The 21,533-nt window shown below is 58.2% G+C and carries 22 protein-coding genes; 9 read left to right on the top strand and 13 right to left on the bottom strand.

Features of this window, described 5'->3' with window-relative positions; translation table 11 throughout:
• Positions 1-915 (bottom strand): endonuclease/exonuclease/phosphatase family protein, encoded by a 915-nt coding sequence (locus AB7M29_RS13480; RefSeq protein ID WP_454247013.1) that lies wholly within the window; start codon positions 913-915, stop codon positions 1-3.
• A gap of 58 nt (positions 916-973) precedes the next feature.
• Positions 974-2,077: a site-specific integrase gene (locus tag AB7M29_RS13475; RefSeq protein ID WP_454247012.1), complete on the bottom strand. Its 1,104-nt coding sequence runs from the start codon at positions 2,075-2,077 to the stop codon at positions 974-976.
• 102 nt (positions 2,078-2,179) lie between these two features.
• Here AB7M29_RS13475 and dusA point away from each other — a divergent pair, with 102 nt between their 5' ends.
• Positions 2,180-3,199 carry a tRNA dihydrouridine(20/20a) synthase DusA gene (gene dusA, locus AB7M29_RS13470; protein ID WP_454247011.1) on the top strand — a complete coding sequence of 340 codons (1,020 nt, stop codon included), beginning with the start codon at positions 2,180-2,182 and terminating at the stop codon, positions 3,197-3,199.
• A 178-nt stretch (positions 3,200-3,377) separates the two neighbouring features.
• Positions 3,378-4,304 carry a transaldolase gene (gene tal, locus AB7M29_RS13465; protein ID WP_192343296.1) on the top strand — a complete coding sequence of 309 codons (927 nt, stop codon included), beginning with the start codon at positions 3,378-3,380 and terminating at the stop codon, positions 4,302-4,304.
• A gap of 341 nt (positions 4,305-4,645) precedes the next feature.
• Here the strand turns inward: tal and rssC are convergent, their stop codons facing one another.
• A complete protein-coding gene (rssC, locus tag AB7M29_RS13460; RefSeq protein ID WP_007897104.1) occupies positions 4,646-5,128 on the bottom strand; it encodes an anti-sigma factor antagonist RssC in 483 nt (160 codons plus the stop codon).
• Positions 5,128-6,309, bottom strand: a complete 1,182-nt coding sequence (gene rssB / locus AB7M29_RS13455; protein ID WP_038979995.1) for a two-component system response regulator RssB — start codon at positions 6,307-6,309, stop codon at positions 5,128-5,130. Before rssB ends, rssC begins: the two co-directional genes overlap by 1 nt.
• Before the next feature lie 277 nt (positions 6,310-6,586).
• On the opposite strand from rssB, the gene AB7M29_RS13450 reads away from it, so the two are divergent.
• On the top strand, positions 6,587-6,886 hold the full coding sequence (locus AB7M29_RS13450) for a PilZ domain-containing protein (protein ID WP_052965481.1): 300 nt from the start codon (positions 6,587-6,589) through the stop codon (positions 6,884-6,886).
• Positions 6,887-6,957: 71 nt separating this feature from the next.
• Here AB7M29_RS13450 and AB7M29_RS13445 read toward each other — a convergent pair whose 3' ends face one another.
• Positions 6,958-7,647, bottom strand: a complete 690-nt coding sequence (locus tag AB7M29_RS13445) for an MlaA family lipoprotein (RefSeq protein ID WP_052965480.1) — start codon at positions 7,645-7,647, stop codon at positions 6,958-6,960.
• Positions 7,648-7,849: 202 nt separating this feature from the next.
• Between AB7M29_RS13445 and AB7M29_RS13440 the strand changes: the two genes are divergently transcribed.
• Both AB7M29_RS13440 and AB7M29_RS13435 read left to right on the top strand, forming a co-directional pair.
• The gene (locus AB7M29_RS13440) at positions 7,850-8,470 is read left to right on the top strand and encodes an HAD family phosphatase (protein ID WP_217858288.1); all 621 of its coding nucleotides are present in this window, start codon (positions 7,850-7,852) and stop codon (positions 8,468-8,470) included.
• Positions 8,471-8,579: 109 nt separating this feature from the next.
• Entirely contained in the window at positions 8,580-8,843 is a 264-nt protein-coding gene (locus AB7M29_RS13435) for a DUF4404 family protein (RefSeq protein ID WP_217858287.1), read from the top strand.
• 409 nt (positions 8,844-9,252) lie between these two features.
• Here AB7M29_RS13435 and AB7M29_RS13430 read toward each other — a convergent pair whose 3' ends face one another.
• The 3 genes from AB7M29_RS13430 to copI all read right to left on the bottom strand — a co-directional run bounded on the left by AB7M29_RS13430 (position 9,253) and on the right by copI (position 11,780).
• Positions 9,253-10,275, bottom strand: a complete 1,023-nt coding sequence (locus AB7M29_RS13430; RefSeq protein ID WP_454246555.1) for an IS110 family transposase — start codon at positions 10,273-10,275, stop codon at positions 9,253-9,255.
• Between the two features lie 85 nt (positions 10,276-10,360).
• A complete protein-coding gene (gene queF / locus AB7M29_RS13425; RefSeq protein ID WP_217858286.1) occupies positions 10,361-11,191 on the bottom strand; it encodes an NADPH-dependent 7-cyano-7-deazaguanine reductase QueF in 831 nt (276 codons plus the stop codon).
• Between the two features lie 61 nt (positions 11,192-11,252).
• The gene (copI, locus tag AB7M29_RS13420) at positions 11,253-11,780 is read right to left on the bottom strand and encodes a copper-resistant cuproprotein CopI (protein ID WP_217858285.1); all 528 of its coding nucleotides are present in this window, start codon (positions 11,778-11,780) and stop codon (positions 11,253-11,255) included.
• A gap of 154 nt (positions 11,781-11,934) precedes the next feature.
• Between copI and AB7M29_RS13415 the strand changes: the two genes are divergently transcribed.
• Positions 11,935-12,615 (top strand): heavy metal response regulator transcription factor, encoded by a 681-nt coding sequence (locus AB7M29_RS13415; RefSeq protein WP_217858284.1) that lies wholly within the window; start codon positions 11,935-11,937, stop codon positions 12,613-12,615.
• Positions 12,615-13,964, top strand: coding sequence for a heavy metal sensor histidine kinase (locus AB7M29_RS13410; RefSeq protein WP_454247010.1), 1,350 nt, complete (start codon positions 12,615-12,617; stop codon positions 13,962-13,964). The genes AB7M29_RS13415 and AB7M29_RS13410 overlap by 1 nt, the downstream gene beginning before the upstream one ends.
• A gap of 125 nt (positions 13,965-14,089) precedes the next feature.
• Here AB7M29_RS13410 and AB7M29_RS13405 read toward each other — a convergent pair whose 3' ends face one another.
• The 3 genes from AB7M29_RS13405 to AB7M29_RS13395 all read right to left on the bottom strand — a co-directional run bounded on the left by AB7M29_RS13405 (position 14,090) and on the right by AB7M29_RS13395 (position 17,341).
• On the bottom strand, positions 14,090-15,334 hold the full coding sequence (locus AB7M29_RS13405) for a lipoprotein-releasing ABC transporter permease subunit (protein WP_123720888.1): 1,245 nt from the start codon (positions 15,332-15,334) through the stop codon (positions 14,090-14,092).
• A gap of 65 nt (positions 15,335-15,399) precedes the next feature.
• On the bottom strand, positions 15,400-16,083 hold the full coding sequence (gene lolD / locus AB7M29_RS13400; protein WP_020700644.1) for a lipoprotein-releasing ABC transporter ATP-binding protein LolD: 684 nt from the start codon (positions 16,081-16,083) through the stop codon (positions 15,400-15,402).
• A 7-nt stretch (positions 16,084-16,090) separates the two neighbouring features.
• Positions 16,091-17,341, bottom strand: coding sequence for a lipoprotein-releasing ABC transporter permease subunit (locus tag AB7M29_RS13395; protein ID WP_454247009.1), 1,251 nt, complete (start codon positions 17,339-17,341; stop codon positions 16,091-16,093).
• 94 nt (positions 17,342-17,435) lie between these two features.
• Between AB7M29_RS13395 and AB7M29_RS13390 the strand changes: the two genes are divergently transcribed.
• Positions 17,436-18,017, top strand: a complete 582-nt coding sequence (locus AB7M29_RS13390; RefSeq protein ID WP_217858280.1) for a PilZ domain-containing protein — start codon at positions 17,436-17,438, stop codon at positions 18,015-18,017.
• Between the two features lie 14 nt (positions 18,018-18,031).
• Entirely contained in the window at positions 18,032-18,754 is a 723-nt protein-coding gene (locus tag AB7M29_RS13385) for a glycerophosphodiester phosphodiesterase (RefSeq protein WP_454247008.1), read from the top strand.
• Positions 18,755-18,796: 42 nt separating this feature from the next.
• Here the strand turns inward: AB7M29_RS13385 and sthA are convergent, their stop codons facing one another.
• Entirely contained in the window at positions 18,797-20,191 is a 1,395-nt protein-coding gene (gene sthA, locus AB7M29_RS13380) for a Si-specific NAD(P)(+) transhydrogenase (protein ID WP_030128406.1), read from the bottom strand.
• 206 nt (positions 20,192-20,397) lie between these two features.
• Positions 20,398-21,447 (bottom strand): FAD:protein FMN transferase, encoded by a 1,050-nt coding sequence (locus tag AB7M29_RS13375; protein WP_454247007.1) that lies wholly within the window; start codon positions 21,445-21,447, stop codon positions 20,398-20,400.
• Between the last annotated feature and the right edge of the window lie 86 nt (positions 21,448-21,533).

The following is a 21,533-nucleotide window of genomic DNA, read 5'->3' as shown; positions in this document are numbered from 1 at the left end:
TCAGACCCTCATAACCTTTGTAGAAACTGGCAAATGATCAGAAACGGAGCTCCAATCCTCAAAATAACGGCCAAACTCAACTAGAGAGTAGATCTTAGTAGAGCCCTCCGAAAGATGCCACTGATTCTGACCAAAAAATGACGAAGAAAACAGTATCTGATCGAACGTCTTCCAGTAAGTCATTTCTTTATTTTGCTTATAATAACAAGTACCGTAAGGATAGTTCCAAAGCGGCTGATCAGTATGTACGTACGGAATCAATGCTCCCATCTCCCTCCAGAAGGGGTTATACAACACACGCTTATTGGCCAAAACAAAGCTTTTATCTCGCGTAGCCTTCAGGTGGTGGGTCATTGAATCTTCGTACGGATCATCGTTGAAATCGCCCATCAGTATGACGTGGGAGTTTTCGCCAGCCGTTTGAAAAATTGTATTTATTGAGGTCCTTAGAGTGCTACCTAACTCTGCCCTATGAGGCTTTTCAGACACCGAACGCCGGCTCTGCCAATGCGAAAGATAGACATGAAAAACTGATTCCTCACAAACACTAAATCTAACTTTAACGCCAGCCTTATAAAATACCCTAGCCTCATCTCGCCGATCTACAAACTGGTGATCCAAGTATTTTAGTTTTTGTTCATTTATGATAACGCAAAAATCATTAATACTATTACCACTAGAACTATACAGTGAACAAACCCTATAATCTTTTACCTCCAGCCCCTCAAGAAGAACAGCAATCGCTGATATCTCCAAAAGGCTGACCTCACACAATCCCAACAAATCAATTTTGTCTTCAATGAGCAGGTGGCGCAGAACGGTTAAAAAACCTTCAGCCTCTCTCTTTCCCTTAGCGCTTCTCTTCGTCGTCGGCGGAGACATCCCAGTGTTCCACCATGCAATATTTAAATCCATTTTTCACCCACAGACTTTCCTGAACATTATCGGGCAAAGACACTAACAGCATAGTATTTCATTCAGCGATCATGGCTATTATTTTTCGCAACCAAGGCCATTTTTGATATTTATCACCCCGTCCACGTAAATGCGTATAGCGTCGCAACGAATTCCAGTCTCTATGGCCGGAGACGTTGGAGACCCTGGGAATATCCCAGTCCATCTCGAATAGACGGCTCACGCCTTCGTGTCGCAGGTCATGGAAATGCAGATCCTCGATGCCGAGCATCGGACATGCCCGGGTGAATGAGGCCGATACCGACTTAGCGTTGTAAGGGAAGATCTCCCGCTCGACCTTGGGCATGCTCTGCAGAATCGCCCAAGCCTCATCCGGCAAGTGACACCACACGTCATTGCCGATCTTCTGCCCGGGGTTTTTCATGTCGCGCACCAGGACGGCCTGCCGGGTGCAGTCCAAATCCTCCCAGCGAATTCGCGTGATCTCCTCCTGCCGGCGCGTCGAGAAGATCGCGAAAGCGATAAGCTTAGGCATGTCGATCTGGGCTTTGCGGCGCGCCTGCATCTCGAAGAAATGCACCATGAGCTTATCCAGCTCTTCCAACGTCGGCCGGCGGTTACGCTCCTTGCTCTTACTCACCATGCCCAGCTTGCGCAACACCTTGCGCGCATCAGGCATGGCCAGCGGATCGACCTCGTAGCCCCAGGCCGGCCGCGCCACGGACAACACCGCGCCCAAGTGCGACAGGTCGTTACCGACCGTCTGCGCCTGGACGCCACCACCCTCTTTACCCATCCGCCACTGTGCGAATTCCACCAGCTTCTGACTGGTCAGCGCCGAGTCGTCGAGGTCGCCCAGCCAGGTGTCCTTGATGGCGTTCAGCGTCGCGCTCTTGGTCTTTCCCAGCGGCCGGATCTTCTCGTACTCCTCCAGGTACTGCTCGATCATCTTCTTGATCGTCACGCCCTTGCGATTCGCGCGCTCGATGGCACCCGGTTCCGCCAGCTCAGTCTCACGCCGTTTGATCCAGGCCTGGGCAACCTGCTTACGGTCGAAGGTTTGGCTTTCCTGATAAACTGTCTTCCCGTCCCGATTGATCCGTATCTGCGCCGTGTAGGCCGTCGAGTTGTCCTTGCGCTTGCGTGATGTGATCGTGCCCATTTCCAGTTGCTACATTGCCGAATTCGGTTGCTACATTGTAGCAACCGACTGCGAAAAACAAGGAAAAATGGGTAAAAACCGCTGTATAAAAGATCAGTATCAATGAATTTCGAAAAAGCTGAAGCGCCCGTAAATACTAGCCCTACCCATTCCGAGCCGTCTCGCCGTTTCAGTGTGGCGCCGATGATGGATTGGACAGACCGCCATTGCCGTTTCTTCCTACGCCTACTCTCCAAGCACGCCCTCCTCTACACCGAAATGGTCACCACCGGCGCACTCCTCAACGGCGATCACGACCGCTTCCTGCGCCACAACGAAGCCGAACACCCGCTCGCGCTCCAACTCGGCGGCAGTGTCCCATTGGATCTGGCCGCCTGCGCACGCATGGCCCAGGAGCACGGCTACGACGAGGTAAACCTGAACGTCGGCTGCCCGAGTGATCGGGTGCAGAACAATATGATCGGTGCGTGCCTGATGGGGCATCCACAGTTGGTGGCTGATTGTGTGAAGGCGATGCGGGATGCGGTGTCGATTCCGGTGACGGTGAAGCATCGGATCGGGATTAATGGGCGGGACAGTTACGAGGAGTTGTGTGATTTCGTCGGCACGGTTCGGGATGCCGGGTGCACGAGTTTTACGGTACATGCGCGAATTGCGATTCTGGAGGGGTTGTCGCCGAAAGAGAACCGCGACATTCCGCCTCTGCGCTATGACGTGGCGGCGCGGTTGAAGACGGATTTTCCGGAGCTGGAGATTATTCTCAACGGCGGGATCAAGACGCTGGAGGCTTGTCACGAGCATCTGCAGACGTTTGACGGCGTGATGCTGGGCCGTGAGGCGTATCACCATCCTTATGTGATGGCTGAGGTGGATCAGCAGCTGTTTGGCAGCAAAGCCCCGGTGATCAGTCGGGCCGAGGCGCTGGCGCAGTTGCGGCCTTATATTGCCGAGCATCTGCTGGCGGGTGGGGCGATGCATCACATCACTCGGCATGTGCTGGGGCTGGGCACCGGGTTTCCGGGGGCGCGGAAGTTTCGGCAATTGTTGTCGGTGGATATTCATAAGGCCAAAGAGCCTTTGGCGTTGCTGGATCAGGCGGCGGAGTTGTTGGAGGGGCGTTAACGGTCGCTTACGTTGAACCTGTCCCCCATTTCAGCATCGTATCTACCGATACCACGCCCCGCCTTTCAAACATCCGTTTTCAGGTTGTTGCCGCTGGGGCCATCGATACACGTACGCGCCCTTGAGTGGCTGCAAGCGCTCGGGTAATGTCATTAGACCCATAGGACAGAGCACGCCCATGACTTCCAAGCTGGAACAACTCAAACAAATGACTACCGTGGTTGCCGACACCGGCGACTTCGAAGCAATCGCTCGCGTTAAACCCGTGGACGCTACCACCAACCCTTCCCTGCTGCTCAAAGCGGCGGCCATTCCCGCTTATGCCGAGTTGCTGAACGCTTGCGTTCACGACTGCAAGGGCGATGTGGGCCTGGCCAGCGACCGTTTTGGCGTTGCGGTAGGGCAAGAAATTCTGAAGGTTGTACCGGGCCGTATTTCCACTGAAGTGGATGCGCGCCTGTCGTTCGACACTGACGCCGTATTGAAGCGTGCGCACCGTCTGATCGACCTGTACGACAAGGCCGGCGTTGGCCGTGACCGTGTGCTGATCAAGATCGCTTCGACCTGGGAAGGCATTCGCGCTGCCGAGAAGCTGGAAAAGGAAGGCATTCAGTGCAACCTGACACTGCTGTTCTCTTTCGCTCAGGCTGCCGCTTGTGCCGATGCCGGGGTGTTTCTGATTTCGCCGTTCGTGGGCCGCATCTACGACTGGTACAAGAAAGCCACCGGCAACGACTACACCGGCGCGGATGATCCGGGCGTGCAGTCGGTGACGCGTATCTACAACTACTACAAGGCCAATGACTACAAGACTGTGGTGATGGGCGCGAGCTTCCGTAATCTGAATCAGATCGAGCAGTTGGCCGGTTGTGATCGGTTGACCATCAGCCCGGATCTGCTGGAGAAGCTGGCGGCGGATACTGGCAAGCTGGAGCGCAAATTGGCGCCGGGGCATGCCGGTGAAGCGCGTCTGAGCTTGAATGAAGCGCAGTTCCGTTGGTTGTCCAACGAGGATGCGATGGCGACCGAGAAGCTGGCTGAGGGTATTCGTCAGTTTGCTCGGGATCAGGAGAAGCTTGAGGCGTTGTTGCAGGCCAAGCTGTGATCTAGCTCGCAGCGATGCAAAAAGGGCGAACCTTAGCGGGTTCGCCCTTTTTTGTGTGCGTTTGGTAGTGGGGATAGGGTTGGCTTCGCGCTGATGGCCGTGGTGGGTGTGCGGACGCCTTCGCGGGCAAGCCCGCTCCCACAGGGGATTCGTGGTGGGTCGCAATAGTGTGTTCGACGCGGGACTAATGTGGGAGCGGGCTTGCCCGCGAAAGGGCCTGTACATTCAACATCGTAGTGACTGGACTGACGCCTTCGCGAGCAAGCCCGCTCCCACAGGGGACTTGTGGTGGGTCGCAATAGTGTGTTTACGCGGGACCAGACCCATACCGTTTTAGGGAATCAGTGCCGCTCCAGCGCATTCACCAGATCATGGAACGCTTCACGGTTGGAGTCGTTCAGGCCCATGAGGATTTTGTGCGCTTCGAGGACTTTGACGCGTACCACTTCTTCGGACTGATCCTGGTCTGGCAGGTCGGTCAGGCATTCAGGGCATGGGATCGGGCGGTCAACGATGTTGAACACTTGTTCGAAGCCCATGGACTGCAGCAGACGGGTAATGTCTTCGTGGGTGGTGACGACGGTCGGCAGCAGGCCGACCTTTTGCCGCGACAGAATCGACAGTTTGGCCAGCAGGCCCAGGGTGGTGCTGTCAATGCTGCGGGTTTCGGTCAGGTCGATCACGATAGCGTTGAAATTCAACGCGGTGAAGATCCGCTCAATAGTCGCATCCAACGCCGAACACAGGGTCAGGCGAACTTCACCGACGAACTTCAGGACGAAGGTGCCATCCTGCTCGGCGAACTGGATTCTACCGGTACTCATTAAAGATTCCTGCTCAACACCAACAGGGCGATATCATCCGGCATCTCCCCTAGCGTGGCCAATCCAAAAACCTGGCGCAGACCATCCAGGCTGCCGCCCGCTGCCTTCACCCGTTGAGGTAAAGCAGCTTCTTTATCTTTGAGTGTGGGTTCTGGCAAAAGGTCCAAAATGCCATCAGACATCAGCGTCAAGCTGAACACTGGCGGCAATTCCAGTACGTGGTCTTCGTAGGTGGCTTCATTGAAGAGGCCCACCGGCAGACCGCGCCCTTCCAGGTAACGAACACTGTCTGGCGTGTACAACACAGGCAACGGCAGATGACCGCCGATGCTATAGGTCAACAAACCGGTCTCCTCGTCGATGACTCCACCGACCATTGTGACGTGTTTACCCAGCTTACAACTGATCAGGCCCCGGTTGATATGACCAAGAACCTCTGAAGGCTTGAACTCTGGCAATGTGCCGTTGCGCTTGGATTCGAACAGCAAGCGCGTGGTCATGAACTTCAACAGCACGGTAACGAAGGCTGAAGAGGCGCCATGACCGGAAACGTCCGCCAGGTAAAACGCTACCCGACGCTCGTCGACCCGAAAGTAGTCAACGAAATCGCCCGACAGGTACAGCGATGGAATGATCTGGTGCGCAAACTGGAACTCATCAATGCTCCAGGGGCTGACCGGCAGCATGTTCATCTGCACCTGGCGACCGGCGTTCTGGTCTTCCTGGAGCAGGTTCAGGCTGGCTTCGAGCTCGCGGTTGGCCTTTTCCAGCTTCTCGCGATAGCGCTGGTTTTCCAGCAGCAGACGCGCACGATCCAGAGCCCGGCGCACGGAGTGCTCGAGCACGGCCAGATCTTCTAGAGGCTTGATCAGGTAGTCCGCCGCGCCCAGGCGCAGGGCCTCGACCGCGTCGTTCATCACGCCGGCGCCCGATACCACGATCACCGGGGTTTGCGGCGACAGCTCGGTGACCTGGCGAATGAGTTCGAGTCCGCCCATCTGCGGCATTCGCAGATCGCAGATGACCAAGTCGGGCTTGTCTTGCTCGAATACCTGAAGACCCTGCTGGCCGTTGCTGGCCTGCAGGACACTGAAACCACTGTCTTCCAAGTAGGCCGCGAGGCTCGCGCGCACTACTTCGTCATCATCGATTATCAGCAGCGTGGCACTGGTTTTTGGCATGTGGGCAAACGGCGCCAGAATTAGGTTGGCGTAGCAGGCTGGGCATTGGCCCCCGCACACACTACTGGATTCGCTTTCTAGCCTCTCTGATTGCACCGTTTTCGAGCGTTTGCCCTACTCACAGGTCCACCAAAGGTGCCCTTCTAAGGCGCAGACGGTACTCCCATCCGCGAGGCGTTTCAAGCTCACGCCGATGGTCGCTTGACGTCTTTACTTGTCAAATCACCGGGAGTTATAAGAACAGGCAAAACCGTAACCCAAAGGAAGGATCGAGCCCATGAGCCAAACTGAGCGGGACTACAGCGAAAAGCGCGATTTCATCCGAATGCGGGTCGATGCCGATGTGGCGCTGATTCATGAAGGCGACGAGGTGCCAGCCGTCTGTATCGACCTTTCCAGCAGCGGCATGCAGGTTGAAGCGCCCCGCTTATTCAAGGTCGGTGACCGGCTCAGTGTGCGGATCGATTCCGATCATGCGGCGCTAAAAGGCCTTGAGGCCGACACCGAGGTGGTATGGGTGAAAGCACAGGACGATGGTAATCAGAAACTCGGGCTTACAATCCTGAAGATGAAATAACCCGATTAACCCGCAAAGCCAAACGAAAGAAGGCGGCCAAAATGGCCGCCTTCTTCGTTTACCGGTCGAGATCAAAAATCGTCTTCAACCTGGCCGTCCTTGACTTTGAATTCGCGGTTTTGCAGGTACGCATTGCGAATGAAGGTGTATTTGTCGCCGCTGACCAGCTTCTCGGCCGATAGCAGGTTGGCGCGAGTGTCGACGATGTTCAGGCCGAAGATCGAATTACGCACCGGCACGTCGTGGATGTAGCGGTACGGGCCGGTATAGCCGTCGACATACTTGGAAGGCGCATCACGCAAGGTGCTTGGCCCCATGAGCGGCAGCATCAAGTATGGGCCGCTGCCCACGCCCCAATAACCGAGGGTCTGGCCGAAGTCTTCATCATTGCGATGCAGGCCCATCTGGGTGCCCACGTCGAAGAAGCCCAGCAGGCCGAAGGTGGTGTTGAAGATCAAACGCGCAGTGTCGACGCCTGCCGCGGCGGGTTTGACCTGCAACACGTCGTTGGCGAGGTTGGTCACATCACCAACGTTGCGGAACATGTTGTGGATGCCATCTTCCAGAAACTGCGGCGTGACGAATTGATAGCCCTGAGCCAATGGCTTCAGTGCGTAAGTGTCGACAAAATCGTTGAACTTGTAGATCGGGCGATTAATGCTTTCCCAAGGATCTTCTTCCGTGGCAGCCTGAGCCGCAAACGGAACCAGCAATACACTGGCACACATACAAAGCTGAGCGAGTCGATTGCTCCAGCGCATAGAGAAACTCCTTGGATTCGTACTGGCGCGGGGGCTTGGCCCAGGCGCAAAGGCCGCTAGTATATGACGGATAACCCGGTTTAGGCAGCATCGTGCGCGACGACCCCCGGATGAATTCTTCCTGGCTGGGAGCGATTCACATCAGTGTCACTCAACTGTCACCGTCCACGAATAGCCTTGTTACTATTTCAAGGATGTTGACATGCCGCGCGCCGAAACCTCGCCTCTCATCGCTCCCAACCTGACCGCTGTACTGTTCGGCCTCAGTGGATGTCTGGTGGATTTCGGCGCACGCACTCGTCAAGCCGGCACACTGACTGCCGAACATACCGAAGTCACGCTCGGCGCTTTGGATAGTCTGTCCAGCTTGCAGCGCCAACAGATTCCTTGCGCCTGGCTCGATGAACTGCCCCCCGCCCTCAGCCACTCTCTGGCCGCGGCACTCCCGGGCTGGATCAAGCCTTCGCAACACCCGGCAACAATCAATCCATGGCCGGCCCCGAACGCCTGTTGGCAAGCGTTGATGGCGTTGAATGTCGAACGTCTGGACGGTTGCGTACTGGTCAGCGGCGAACCGCGTCTTCTGCAATCGGGCCTGAATGCCGGGTTGTGGACCATTGGCCTGGCGTCCTGCGGCTCGCTGTGCGGGCTGGCCCCCAGCGAATGGCAGGCCTTGAGTCAAAAGGAACGGGAACACCTGCGCGGCAAGGCGACAATGCAGCTGTTCGGCCTGGGCGTGCATTCGGTGATCGATCATTTGGGCGAACTCGACACTTGCCTGGCCGATATCAGCCTGCGCCGGCTCAAGGGCGAAAAGCCCTGATCGAGATCATGCAGTTTGCCCGGGAGTGGATTAATCTAAAGGTCAGCCATAGACCTTTGGCGCGCCGCTGCGGTCTATGCCAGTGCCTATCGATAAAAGGAAGAACGCCATGCCTGCCCGCGAACTGCAAGAACAGCTCAACAAACTGCGCGAGCAATTGGAACAGAATCCACCGCTGACCGAAGCCGAACGCGCAGACTTGCACGCGCTGATGGAACAGATCGAACTGGAACTTGAACTCGAAACCAAAACCCAGGACACCAACCTCGCCGACAATGTGAACCTGGCCGTCGAGCGCTTCGAACTCGAACACCCGACCCTTGCCGGCACCTTGCGCAACATCGTGCAAGCCTTGGCCAATATGGGAATCTGAACCCGCAAGATGCAAAAAGCCCGGCTATCGATAGCGGGGCTTTTTAATGTCTGCGACCTGAAATGCAATCCCTTGTGGGAGCGGGCTTGCTCGCGAAAGCGGTCTGGCAGGCACGTTGATGTTGAATGTGCCGACGTCTTCGCGAGCAAGCCCGCTCCCACATCTATGGTTACCCCCTTTTCTGCAATACTGTTTTTGATGCGTGTTTGGCTTGCTTTCATCTATCCGGCGTCTGAGTGGGGTTGTGGCCCCGCGCCTCGATGAGAATCGATGCCCGACGATCCTAATTATTCGAACGGCCTTTCAGCCGTGTGGGAGCTCAGGGTTGTCGTCAGGCCGGTTAGCCGTTCACGTCATCAGTTATCCAGCATCGCAAAACCAGGTGGGTGGTGCTCGGGTGACAGCAGGGTCAGGCGTTCATCGCGGCTGGCCCTGCATCGAATTCAGTGTGGTGGGCCGCAATCGCCCAGGCGATCCTCGCCAGCTTGTTGGCCAGCGCGCAGACCACATGGTTGGAGTGATGGTGGACCAATAGCTGCCGGACCCAGTCCGCCAGCCAGCCTTTCTGGCGGTCCAGCTGCATCAAGTAAACACGGGCACACTGGACAAGCAGGCGCCTCTGGTTGCGATCGCCGCGCTTGCTGATGCCCAGCAGTACGGTCTTGCCGCCCGTGGAATGTTGTTTGGGCACCAGCCCGATCGAGGCCGAATAGCCCCGGCCGCATTTGAACTGTTTGCCATCGCCCAACTCGGCAGCCAGGACGCTGGAGGTGATCGGGCCGACACACGGCATGGTCATCAAACGGGCCGCCAGATCATCTTCAGCGGCCTGGCATTCCACGTCCTTGTCCATTGCCTTGACCTGCTCATCCAGATAGTTGAAGTGTGCATGCAGCAGCGTCAGAATTTTTTTGGTGCGCTCAGAAAATGAACCCGCCTCCAGCAGCGCCGGCAGCTCTTTGATGGATTTGAAGCCTGGGGCCAGGCTGACGCCCACCTCCAGAAGAACGGCGTGAATCCGATTGACGGTCGCGGTGCGGTCCTTGATGAACGAATCGCGTGTCGAATTGAGCATGGCCAGCTCTTGCTGAGCCTGGGTTTTGGGGTGCACAAAGCGCATCGTTGGACGCGTCGCCGCCTCGCAGATCGCCTCGGCATCAGCGAAGTCGTTCTTGTTGCTTTTCACGTAAGGACGCACAAGGTGAGGAGCAATGAGCTTGGGCGTATGCCCCAGCTTGGCGACCTCCTGCGCCATGAAGTGGGCTCCGCCACAGGCCTCCATCACGACGGTGCAGGGTTCAAGGTTCGCCAAGTGTTGAATGAGCGCCACGCGAGTAAACTTTTTGCGGTAAAGCTCATGGCCTCGATCATCTTGCGCATGCAGGTGAAAGGCGTGTTTTCCCAAATCGATGGCGGCAATAGCTACTTTCATGGCAACGGTCTCCGGTGAGCCCCCTGCGAAAGCTTAGTGGGCGATCGCAGGGGGCGGCGGGGGTAGCCATTTCATTATTGGAGCTTTACTGACGGACCAAGCGATGGTTCGGCAGTTGCACTTCTTCGGTGCTGCGATACGGGTTGATGTCCAACCCACCGCGACGCACATACCGTGCATACACCGTCAGTTTCTCTGGTTTCAGCAACCGTTGCAGGTCGAGGAAAATCCGCTCCACACACTGCTCATGGAAGTCCGAGTGCTGGCGGAAGCTCACGATGTATTCCAGCAAACTCGCATGGTCCAGCGCCGCGCCGCGATACTCCACCGCCACGCTGCCCCAATCCGGTTGACTGGTAACCGGGCAGTTGGATTTGAGCAAATGGCTGTGCACGCTCTCTTCAATAATGAGCGACTCATCGCACCGCAGCAGTTCCGGACGCGGATGTTCATAGTTGCTGACGCTGATGTCCAGGTCATCGATGCACACGCCCGGCAACGCCACGACGCCTTCTGCCTCAACATCTTTCAAGCTGCGAATCCGCACGCCCACCGGTTTGCCAGCAGCGGCCGAGAGGTCTTTCGCCAGTGTCGCTTCAAGGCTTGCGGTATCGGCAAACGCTGTCTGGTTCAGCGAGTTGAGGTACAGCTTGAACGACTTCGATTCGATGATGTTCGGCGAATCCGCCGGAATGCTGAATTCGCCAATCGCCACCACAGGCTTGCCGGATGGCAACAGCCACGACAGTTCGAAGCAGTTCCAGAAGTCCACACCCTTGTACGGCAGGGTTTCAGCCGTCAGGCCCAGCTCGGCCCATTTCGCGGTGCGCGGGATCGGGAACAGCAAGGACGGCGTATAGGTGGCGATGTATTCGCTGGATTTGCCCAGCGGCGAGTGTTCGGCTGCGGGATGCATGGCGGAAACCTGACTGAAGAATCAGCGGATTCTACCAGCCTTTGCTCCCGCCTTTGAGTGCTTACTGACTGACTGTCAGTTTGCCGACCATACCGGCCTGATAGTGGCCGGGGATATTGCAGGCAAATTCCAGGTGGGCGGCCTTGGTGAACGTCCAGGTCAGCTCGGCGGTTTTGCCTGGTTCCACCAGCACGCTGTTCGGGTCATCGTGTTTCATCCCATGCCCTTCGGAAGAATGGCCCATGGAGCCGTGGTCCATGGTCTTCATCCCTGTGGGCATAAGCATGCCGCTTTGCTGCATCTGGAGCATTTCCTGCTGGTGCCGGGCATGCATCGCCGCGTCGCCGAGGTTGAATTCGTGTAATAACTGGCCTTTATTCACCAGTACAAAACGCACGGTTTCCCCGGCCTTGATATCCATCGCCTTGGAAGTGAAGGACATGTCGCCCATCACCACTTCAACGCTGCGGGTAGCCTTGGCGGCCGTCGCTGGTTGACCGAAGTCATAGGAATGCGCGGGGGAAGCCTCAAGCCCCAGGCTCAGAGTCAGTAAGCAAGCAGCCAGTACCAGACGATTGTGCAAAAACATAGTCGCGCTCCAACAAGATGAGGTTCAGCTTGTGGGAAACTCTAAGCTGCGGGTACTGCCAACCACCTGACAGACAAATTACAACTTTGTCAGGTAGGCCTGCTTCGCCGCCGCCCACGGTATAACGCACCTGTTCCAACTGCCCGAGTCGCCCATGAAACTGCTGATCGTCGAAGACCAACCGAAAACCGGCCACTACCTGCGCCAGGGCCTGACCGAGGCCGGGTTCACCACCGAACTGGCGGCAGACGGCAACACCGGCCAGCAATTGGCGTTGAGCGGCGATTACGCCTTGTTGATTCTCGATGTGATGCTGCCTGGTCGCGATGGCTGGCAGATTCTGCAAGCGGTGCGCGGCGCTGGTCTCGACACACCGGTACTGTTTCTTACCGCTAGAGACGCGGTAGAGGACAGGGTCCACGGCCTTGAGCTGGGCGCCGACGACTATCTGGTCAAACCGTTCGCCTTCTCCGAACTGCTGGCGCGGGTTCGCAGTCTGCTACGTCGCGGAAGCGCCACGCCTCAGGAAACCAGCCTGCAACTTTCCGACTTGCGCCTGGATCTGATCCGCCGCCGGGTCGAGCGCAACGGTCAGCGCATCGACCTGACCGCCAAGGAATTCGCCCTGCTGGAAATGCTCCTGCGGCGACAAGGCGAAGTTCTGCCCAAGTCGCTGATCGCTTCCCAGGTGTGGGACATGAATTTCGACAGCGATACCAATGTTATCGAAGTGGCGATCCGCCGTTTGCGCCTGAAGATCGACGATGATTTCCCGAACAAGCTGATCCACACCGTGCGCGGCATGGGCTACGTCCTTGAAGAGCGCCCTGCCTGATGCGCCGACTTTCACTAAGCAATCGTCTGGCGCTGCTGTTCGCAGCTTGCACTGCCGTGGTGTCGTTGTTCGCCGGGGTGTTGTTCAGTCGCGCCAGCGAGGCGCACTTTGTCGAGTTGGACCAGCAGTTGCTGGATGGCAAGCTGATTGGCTTGCGCCGGGCGCTGGATGACATCCAGTCCAGCGAAAGCGAGACCAGACTGGCCGATGAATTGAGCCGACAAGCCGATCTTTCGCTGCGCATCATTGGCAGTGACGGCCAACGCTTGTACGACAGCTCGGACCGTTTACCCAAAGACTTGCCGCTCCAACCAGGCCTGTCGACGATGAGCGACGACGGCACCGACTATCGCGTCCTGAATGCACCGCTGTTCCCCGACAAACCCGACTCACCGCAATTGACCTTGCTGCTGGACATCACCCATCACCAACACTTTCTGCAACGCATGCAGCATCTGATCTGGCTGACCGTCGGCTTGTCAGCGCTGGCCACTGCCCTGCTCGGTGCCTGGGCGGCGCGCAGTGGTTTGCGCCCGCTGCGGCGTATGAGCGCGGTCGCCAGCGGCGTGTCGGCGCAATCGCTCAATGCTCGTCTGCCAGAAGCAGACATGCCGCCAGAGCTCGAGGAATTGGCTTACAGCTTCAACGCCATGCTCGGACGCCTCGACGACTCTTTTCAGCGTCTCTCGGCCTTCTCTGCCGACATCGCCCATGAACTGCGCACCCCCCTGTCGAACTTGCTGACCCATACTCAGGTCACCCTCACCCGCCCTCGCCCCATCGAGGATTACCGCGAGGCGCTGCACAGCAATCTCGAAGAACTGCAATGGATGGCGCAACTGGTCAATGACATGTTGTACCTGGCCAAGGCTGACCATGGCTTGCTGATGCCCAAACGTGAACCGCTGGAACTGGCGGAGGAAGCCGATGTGCTGCTGGAGTTCTTTGCACCGTTGGCCGAGGACGCTCAGGTGAAGTTGAGTCGTGACGGCAGCGCGAGCATGCAGGGCGACCGCAGCATGCTGCGTCGGGCGCTGTCCAATCTGCTGGACAATGCGTTGCGGTTTACCCCGGTCGGTGGCGAGGTGCGGGTGAAAATTGTCGAGCAGCCGGCAGGCTTGAACCTGACTGTTGAAAACAATGGTGAAGGGATTTCTGAAGACTTGTTGCCGCGTTTGTTTGACCGCTTCTACCGGGCAGACCCGGCGCGTCGTGAAGGCAGCAGTGAGCATGCGGGGTTGGGGCTGGCGATCACCCAGTCGATCATCCGCGCCCATGGCGGGCAGATTCATTGCGAATCGGATAACGGATGGACGCGGTTTGTGATTGAGTTGCCGAAGGGGGATTGAGGGCGGCATGTCTGGCCCCTTCGCGAGCAAGCCCGCTCCCACATTTGACCGAGTTGAATCACAAATTTGTGACCGACTCAGATCCAATGTGGGAGCGGGCTTGCTCGCGAAGGCGATGTAACGGCTTACGAATACCGCAACGCAGTAGCCGGCTCGACTTTCGCCGCCCGCCACGCCGGATACACCGTCGCCAAAAAGCTCATGATGAAACCGGCGGAACAGATCAACAACACATCCGCGCCCTGCAGCTCCGACGGCAAGTTACTGACAAAGTACACATCGGAACTGAAGATGTGCTGCCCGCTGACCCGCTCCATCCAGCCCACCAGCTCACTGACGTTCAGCGCTGCGATCACACCCAGCACGCCGCCAATCAAGGTACCGACAACCCCGATCACCGTGCCCTGCACCATGAAGATCGCCATGATCTGCCGAGGCGTCGCGCCGATGGTGCGCAGGATTGCGATGTCCGCGCCCTTGTCGTTCACCACCATGATCAGGGTGGCGATGATGTTGAACGCCGCCACCGCGACGATCATCAGCAACAGCAGGCCGATCATGGTTTTTTCCATCTTCATCGCGCTGAACAGACTGCCTTGGGTGTGGGTCCAGTCGTCAGCCTTGTAGGCAGCGCCCAAGCCGGTCGCGATGTCGCTCGACACTTGCGGCGCGGCGTACAGATCCTTCACCGCCAGGCGCACGCTCTGCACCTGATTCGGCTGCCAGTGCTGCATCTGCGCGGCATCGGCGAGGTGGATCAGCGCCATCGAGCCGTCCAGCTCGGCGCCAACCTTGAACACACCGACCACGTTCAGGCGCTGCATGCGCGGGGTAATCCCACCCGGTGCGCTGCTGATTTCCGGCACGATCAGGGTGATCTTGTCGCCGACATTCAAGCGAAAACGTCGCGCGGTGATCTCACCGACCACTACGCCGAACTCGCCCGGCTTCAAGGCATCGAGACGTCCCTGAACAATGTGCTTGGCAACGATCGAGACCTTGCCTTCCAGCGCCGGATCGACACCGCTGACCTGGATCGGCTGCATCGTGCCCTTGTAGGACAGCATGCCTTCCATCTCGGTGAACGGCACCGCCGCCGTCACTTCAGGATTCTTCATCGCCGCGGCGGCCACCGGCTGCCAATCGTCGATAGGGTTCACGCCGACGATAGTCGCGTGGGGCACCATGCCGAGGATGCGCGAGCTCATTTCGCGCTGGAAGCCGTTCATCACCGACAGCACCACGATCATCGCCAGCACGCCCAGGGCGAGGCCGATCATCGAGGTCATCGAGATGAAGGAAACAAAGCGATTGCGGCGCTTGGCGCGGGTATAGCGCGTGCCGATAAAGATCGATAACGGTCTGAACATTCGCTGGGGCACCGTATAAAAATAAAAGACCCGACGCACTGTTCAGTACGCCGGGTTTCGGTCAATCAGATGGGTGTCAGGTAACCTTCCTGCAAATGCAGGACGCGATCCATCTGGCGGGCCAGGTTCATGTCGTGGGTCACCACCAGGAACGCCGTGCGCATCGAGGTGCTGAGTTCCAGCATCAAATCCTGAATGCCTTGGGCGGTGTGGGAGTCGAGGTTGCCGGTCGGCTCGTCGAGCATCACCAGGCCTGGCTTGTTCACCAGGGCGCGGGCGATGGCCACACGCTGGCGTTCGCCACCGGACAATTCCGCCGGTTTGTGCTCCAGACGATGGCCCAGTCCTACCCGCTCCAGCAACGCCGTCGCACGCTGACGCGCTTCCGGGATCGCGGTTTTACCGATCAGCAACGGCATGCAGACGTTTTCCAGCGCGGTGAACTCAGGCAGCAAGTGGTGGAACTGGTAAACGAAACCCAGCGACCGGTTGCGCAGCAGGCCACGGGCCTTTTCGTTCAATGCCGAGAGCTCTTCACCGGCCAGCCAGACGCTGCCCTTGGTCGGCGTATCGAGGCCGCCCAGCAGGTTGAGCAAGGTACTTTTGCCCGAACCCGACGTACCGACGATCGCCACGCGCTCACCTGGGTGCAACTCCAGTTGCAGACCCGCCAGAACCTCTACCGATTCCGGGCCTTCCACGTAGGATTTGCCCAGGTTGCGGCAGCTCAAGATTGCTTTATCACTCATGCCCGACTCACTCATAACGTAGCGCCTCCGCAGGCTGGGTGCGCGCGGCACGCCAGGCTGGATACAGGGTGGCGAGGAAACTCAGAACCAACGCGGCGGCGCAGACCATCAACACGTCCTGGCTCTGCACTTGCGACGGCAGGTAATCGATGAAATACACGTCAGCGTTCAGGAATTTATGGCCGATCAGCCCTTCAAGGGCCGAAATCGCGGCGCTGACGTTCAGCGCGGCGAAGATCCCGACCACAGCGCCGATCAGCGTACCGACCACACCAATGACCGTGCCCTGGACCATGAAGATCGCCATGATCTGCCCCGGCGTGGAGCCGAGGGTGCGCAGGATCGCGATGTCGCCCTTCTTGTCGTTCACCACCATCACCAGCGTGGAAATGATGTTGAACGCTGCAACCGCGACGATCAGCAGCAACAGCAGGCCGATCATGGCTTTTTCCATGCGGATCGCTTGATACAGATTGCCGTGGGTGCGGGTCCAGTCGCGGGCGTAATACTTGTCTTCGCCGAGTTGCTGGGCGATGGTCCACGCCATGCGCGGTGCCTGGAACAGATCGTCGAACTTCAAGCGGATGCCCTGGACCTGATCCGGCTTCCAGCGGTGCAGCTTCGCCAGATCCTGCAGGTTGGTGATGCCCAGATAGCCGTCGATCTCACCGGCACCGACATGGAAGATGCCAACCACGGTAAAGCGTTTCATGCGCGGGAACATCCCGGCCGGGGTCACGGTGACTTCCGGCGCGACAAACGTCAGCTTGTCGCCAACCGCCACGCCGAGCTTGGCCGCGGCCTTGTCGCCGATGACGATGCCGAAACTGCCCGGCGCCAGGTCGTCGAGTTTGCCCTGTTGCATGAAGTTATCAATGATCGACACCTGCCGTTCCTGCGCCGGGTCGATGGCATTGAGCAGCACTTTGGAGACCTTGCCGTTGTTGGTCAGCAAGCCCTGCATCTGGACGAAGGGCGCAACCGCCGTCACCTGCGGATTCTGCTTGACCTTGGCGGCCAGGCTTTGCCAGTCGCTGATCGGCTCACCGGACTCGATGGTCGCGTGGGGCACCATGCCCAGCACGCGGGTGCGCATCTCATGATCGAAGCCGTTCATGACCGACAGCACGACGATCATCACGACCACGCCGAGGGCGAGTCCGATCATCGAGGTCAGGGAAATGAATGACACAAAATGATTGCGACGCTTTGCACGGGTATAACGCGTGCCAATAAATACGAAGAGAGGTCTGAACATGTCGGGGCTTGTTCGGAGGGAAAAGGAACGTCCTTGTGGCGGGGGTCGATAACCAGCTTTACACTCAGACCACCGCCGCTACCATGGGTTCGCCATGTCGACATTAGATGAAGAAGATCGCCGCGAATACTACCGTATCGAGGACACGATCGCACTGGAAATTCGGCCCCTGTCTGCTCCCGAAGCCGCAGGCCAGGAAGTGTTGCAGGATGCTTCCCCTCTATTCAACCTGCTCAGCGAACTGCACCTGAGCGAATTCGAGTCGCAACACCTGCTGCGACAGATCAGCGAACGTGACCGGACCATCGCCGCGTTCCTGAAATCCCAGAACAAACGCATCGATTTGCTGAGCCAGGTGGTCGCTCTGACCGTGCTCGGGCAGATCGGCGAACCGCAGCCGGTGATCCTCTCCGAAGGAGGCATCGACTTCCAGCATCCGACGCCCATCGCCACTGGCGCGCATCTGTCAGTCAAGCTGGTACTCATGCCGCAAGCCCTTGGCCTGCTGCTGCGAGCCCGCGTCACCCATTGCGACCGCAAGGGCGACGGCTACGATGTCGGCACCGAGTTCGAATACCCGTCCGATGCCCAGCGGCAATTGCTGGCCCGTTACATCTTGCAGCGACAGGCACAAGAACGACGCCTGGCCCGCGAACAAAACGAATCAGGCATTTAATTTAAGGAAGAACCGTGACTCTCATCTACGGCCATCGCGGCGCCAAGGGCGAAGCACCGGAAAACACCCTGACCAGCTTTCAGGAATGCCTCAAGCACGGCGTACGTCGTTGTGAACTGGACTTGCACCTGTCCAAGGACGGCGAGTTGATGGTGATCCACGACCCGACCCTCAAACGCACCACCGACCGCCGCGGCAAAGTAGTCGAGCATACCGCCGCGGAGTTGGTGACCTATGACGCGCGCAAGGGTGGCCCGGGCTGGATCAAACCCTGCCCGATCCCAACGCTGGAAGAACTGTTCGAGAAATGCGATTTCGAGCACTGGCAGCTGGAAGTCAAAAGCGCTTCACGCACCCGTGCCGCGACCACCGTGCTGGCGATTCGCGAAATGGCTCAGCGTTTCGGTATGCGGGACAAGATCACGATTACGTCGAGTTCACGCGAAGTATTGAAAGCCGCGCTGGACCTGGTGCCGGACGTGTCTCGCGGATTGGTGGCCGAGTATGCCTGGCTCGACCCGTTGAAGGTCGCCCAAAACTATGGCTGTGAGATGCTGGCGCTGAACTGGACCCTGTGTACGCCGGAACGCCTGCAGAAGGCGCAGCGTCAGGGGCTGCATGTGTCGGTGTGGACAGTCAACGAGCCCGCGCTGATGCGCAGACTCGCCGACTTCGGCGTTGACAGCCTGATTACAGACTTTCCCGGTTTGGCCACTGCCACTCTCGAGAATTGCTGAAATCGGTCTCCCCGGCCGGCTCAGGCCACCGGCCGGAGCCGCTCAAAAAAGCCGGTTGAGGCCATCGTACGCCGCTACCCGATAGGCTTCAGCCATGGTCGGGTAGTTGAACGTCGTGTTGACGAAGTACTTCAGCGTGTTCAGTTCGCCCGGCTGGCTCATGATCGCCTGACCGATGTGCACGATCTCCGACGCCTGATAACCGAAGCAATGAACGCCCAGCACTTCCAGGGTATCGCGGTGGAACAGGATCTTCAGCATGCCTTGCGGCTCACCGGCGATCTGCGCACGCGCCATGCCCTTGAAGAACGCCTTGCCCACTTCGTACGGGACCTTGGCTTGAGTCAGCTCCTGCTCGTTCTTGCCGATCGAGCTGATCTCCGGAATGGTGTAGATGCCGGTTGGCACGTCGTTGACGAAACGCCAGCTGCCATTGTCAACAATGCTGCCAGCGGCCGAACGGCCCTGGTCGTGGGCGGCACTGGCCAGGCTCGGCCAGCCAATCACGTCCCCGGCACCGTAAATATTCGGCACGCAGGTGCGGTAGTTTTCATCGACTTCGATCTGGCCACGGCTGTTGACCTTCACGCCGATATTTTCCAGGCCCAGCTGATCGGTGTTGCCGGTACGGCCGTTGCACCAGAGCAAGGCATCGGCTTTGATCTTCTTGCCGGACTTCAGGTGCAGGATCACGCCGTTGTCCACGCCTTCGACGCGGTCGTAGTCTTCGTTGTGGCGAACCGTGATGTTGTTGTTGCTGAAGTGATAGCTCAGCGCCTGGGAAATTTCCGAGTCGAGGAAGCTCAGCAACTGGCCGCGGTTATCCACCAGCTCAACCAGCACACCCAGGCCACTGAAGATCGAGGCGTATTCGCAACCGATCACGCCAGCGCCGTAAACGATAAGTTTGCGCGGGGTGTGGCCGAGGCTGAGGATGGTGTCGCTATCGTAGATACGCGGGTGATGGAAATCGATGTCCGCCGGGCGATAAGGACGCGAGCCGGTGGCGATGATGATGTGCTTGGCCACCAGTTTTTCAACCACGCCGTTGGCGCAGACCACTTCGATGGTTTGCTCGTCGGCGAAGCTGCCGGTGCCGAAGAACACGTCGACGCGGTTACGGGCGTAGTAGCCGGTGCGCGAGGCGACTTGTTTGGAGATGACTTTTTCGGCGCTCTTCAAAACGTCCGGGAACGAAAACCAGCGCGGCTCACCAATCGCCCGGAACATCGGGTTGGTGTTGAACTGCATGATCTGCCGGACCGAGTGACGCAAGGCCTTGGACGGGATGGTGCCCAGGTGGGTGCAGTTGCCGCCGACCTGGCGACGACTATCGACCATCGCCACCTTGCGTCCTGCTTTGGCGGCATTCATTGCCGCGCCTTCTCCCGCCGGGCCGGAACCCAACACCACCACGTCGTAGTTGTAGACAGCCATGCATACTCCTCAGAACAGGCCGCGGCGCCCTCGGCACCTGCGGCTAAATCACGCCGATCTGCGGCGTGAAGGAACAATTTGGGGCCAGTGCAGAACCCGGACACAGTCTATAGAAGCGTCAACGCCGGGCACATTAACCCTTGGTCGCGTCGTAGGCTAGTTTTGCCTGCACTACAACGCCATCAAAAATGCTTTTGAGACCGCAATCACTTGGTTTTCTCACCCGCCAGGCGCTCAAAAGCCTGATTGGTGCGTGTGACGAAACCTGTATCGGCACGAATCACAAAGAATGCACCAATGTCATGGGTTTCGGCATAGTCCCAACCCCGTTCAGGACCGAGAATCAGCAACAGCGTCGATAGGCCATCGGCCATTAACGCTGAAGGATGAATCACTGTGACTGACGCCAGGGTGTGTAGGACCGGAGCGCCGGTGCGGGCATCGAAGGTGTGGGAATAGCGCTGGCCGTTCTGCTGAAAATAATTGCGGTAGTCGCCGGACGTGGACACAGCGTAGCCGTCGACAGCGATGATTTTTTGCGCGACTTGCTGATCGTCCCGAGGCTCTTCTAACGCGATGCGCCAAGGTGAACCGTCGAGCTTTTTACCGGCAGCCTTGAGTTCACCGGTGACCTCCGCCAGGTAGTTGTGGATGCCCTGCTCTTCAAGCTTTGCGGCAATCGTGTCGACCGCGTAACCGGCAGCGATGCTGTTGAAGTCGATCTCAACCGCAGCGTCCTTGCACAGCTGATCACCGTCGATGCGCAAGTGGCTGTGGCCGACGCGTTGCTGCATCTCGGCAAGCGCTTCGGCGCTCGGGACTTTTTCCTCACGCGCCTGCGGACCGAATCCCCACAGATTGAGCAGGGGCTCCACTGTCAAGTCGAAGGAGCCGTCGCTTTGGGATGACAACTGCTCGCCCACACGGATCAATTCGAGCACAGGGCCAGGCATGACCTGACAGCGACCGGCCGGCAGTGCGTTGAAACGTACGGTGTCCGAGTCGCTGCGATAGGTCGAGAATTGTCGATCCACTTCGGCGAGGATATTTTCCACTTCAGCCTGCACCGCTTTCGGCCCGGGCGTGGAGGAATGTCTTACGTATTGAATGGAATAACGACTGCCCATGGTCGGGCCGTCGAAGCGTTCCAGGCTGTCGCCGTTGCCACAACCGGACAAGATGCCGGCCAGCACCACAAGTCCACTCCACCGTCCAGTTAACAAATCTTCATCTCCCTTCAAAACCGCGCCCGCCATTATGGGCCTCAGAGCGCATGAGAGCGAGGTCTGCCAGCGCCCGTCAGCCAGACGCAAAACCTGTGGGAGCGAGCCTGTGTGGCGAG

It is taken from the genome of Pseudomonas sp. F-14 TE3623, assembly GCF_053629015.1.
Note: the sequence above shows the minus strand (reverse complement) of the source record. Positions and strands in the feature narration are given on the sequence as shown.

Excerpts from the sequence above, each read along its gene's own strand:
- AB7M29_RS13390 (WP_217858280.1), top strand. The coding sequence starts at position 17,436 with ATGTCGACATTAGATGAAGAAGATCGCCGCGAATACTACCGTATCGAG.
- tal (WP_192343296.1), top strand. The coding sequence starts at position 3,378 with ATGACTTCCAAGCTGGAACAACTCAAACAAATGACTACCGTGGTTGCC.
- AB7M29_RS13480 (WP_454247013.1), bottom strand. The coding sequence starts at position 915 with ATGGATTTAAATATTGCATGGTGGAACACTGGGATGTCTCCGCCGACG.
- queF (WP_217858286.1), bottom strand. The coding sequence starts at position 11,191 with ATGCATCCCGCAGCCGAACACTCGCCGCTGGGCAAATCCAGCGAATAC.
- lolD (WP_020700644.1), bottom strand. The coding sequence starts at position 16,083 with ATGAGTGATAAAGCAATCTTGAGCTGCCGCAACCTGGGCAAATCCTAC.
- sthA (WP_030128406.1), bottom strand. The coding sequence starts at position 20,191 with ATGGCTGTCTACAACTACGACGTGGTGGTGTTGGGTTCCGGCCCGGCG.
- AB7M29_RS13430 (WP_454246555.1), bottom strand. The coding sequence starts at position 10,275 with ATGAAAGTAGCTATTGCCGCCATCGATTTGGGAAAACACGCCTTTCAC.
- AB7M29_RS13445 (WP_052965480.1), bottom strand. The coding sequence starts at position 7,647 with ATGCGCTGGAGCAATCGACTCGCTCAGCTTTGTATGTGTGCCAGTGTA.
- AB7M29_RS13450 (WP_052965481.1), top strand. The coding sequence starts at position 6,587 with ATGAGCCAAACTGAGCGGGACTACAGCGAAAAGCGCGATTTCATCCGA.
- AB7M29_RS13405 (WP_123720888.1), bottom strand. The coding sequence starts at position 15,334 with ATGTTCAGACCGTTATCGATCTTTATCGGCACGCGCTATACCCGCGCC.
- rssB (WP_038979995.1), bottom strand. The coding sequence starts at position 6,309 with ATGCCAAAAACCAGTGCCACGCTGCTGATAATCGATGATGACGAAGTA.
- rssC (WP_007897104.1), bottom strand. The coding sequence starts at position 5,128 with ATGAGTACCGGTAGAATCCAGTTCGCCGAGCAGGATGGCACCTTCGTC.
- AB7M29_RS13435 (WP_217858287.1), top strand. The coding sequence starts at position 8,580 with ATGCCTGCCCGCGAACTGCAAGAACAGCTCAACAAACTGCGCGAGCAA.
- copI (WP_217858285.1), bottom strand. The coding sequence starts at position 11,780 with ATGTTTTTGCACAATCGTCTGGTACTGGCTGCTTGCTTACTGACTCTG.
- AB7M29_RS13475 (WP_454247012.1), bottom strand. The coding sequence starts at position 2,077 with ATGGGCACGATCACATCACGCAAGCGCAAGGACAACTCGACGGCCTAC.
- AB7M29_RS13410 (WP_454247010.1), top strand. The coding sequence starts at position 12,615 with ATGCGCCGACTTTCACTAAGCAATCGTCTGGCGCTGCTGTTCGCAGCT.
- AB7M29_RS13440 (WP_217858288.1), top strand. The coding sequence starts at position 7,850 with ATGCCGCGCGCCGAAACCTCGCCTCTCATCGCTCCCAACCTGACCGCT.
- AB7M29_RS13415 (WP_217858284.1), top strand. The coding sequence starts at position 11,935 with ATGAAACTGCTGATCGTCGAAGACCAACCGAAAACCGGCCACTACCTG.
- AB7M29_RS13395 (WP_454247009.1), bottom strand. The coding sequence starts at position 17,341 with ATGTTCAGACCTCTCTTCGTATTTATTGGCACGCGTTATACCCGTGCA.
- dusA (WP_454247011.1), top strand. The coding sequence starts at position 2,180 with ATGAATTTCGAAAAAGCTGAAGCGCCCGTAAATACTAGCCCTACCCAT.
- AB7M29_RS13375 (WP_454247007.1), bottom strand. The coding sequence starts at position 21,447 with ATGGCGGGCGCGGTTTTGAAGGGAGATGAAGATTTGTTAACTGGACGG.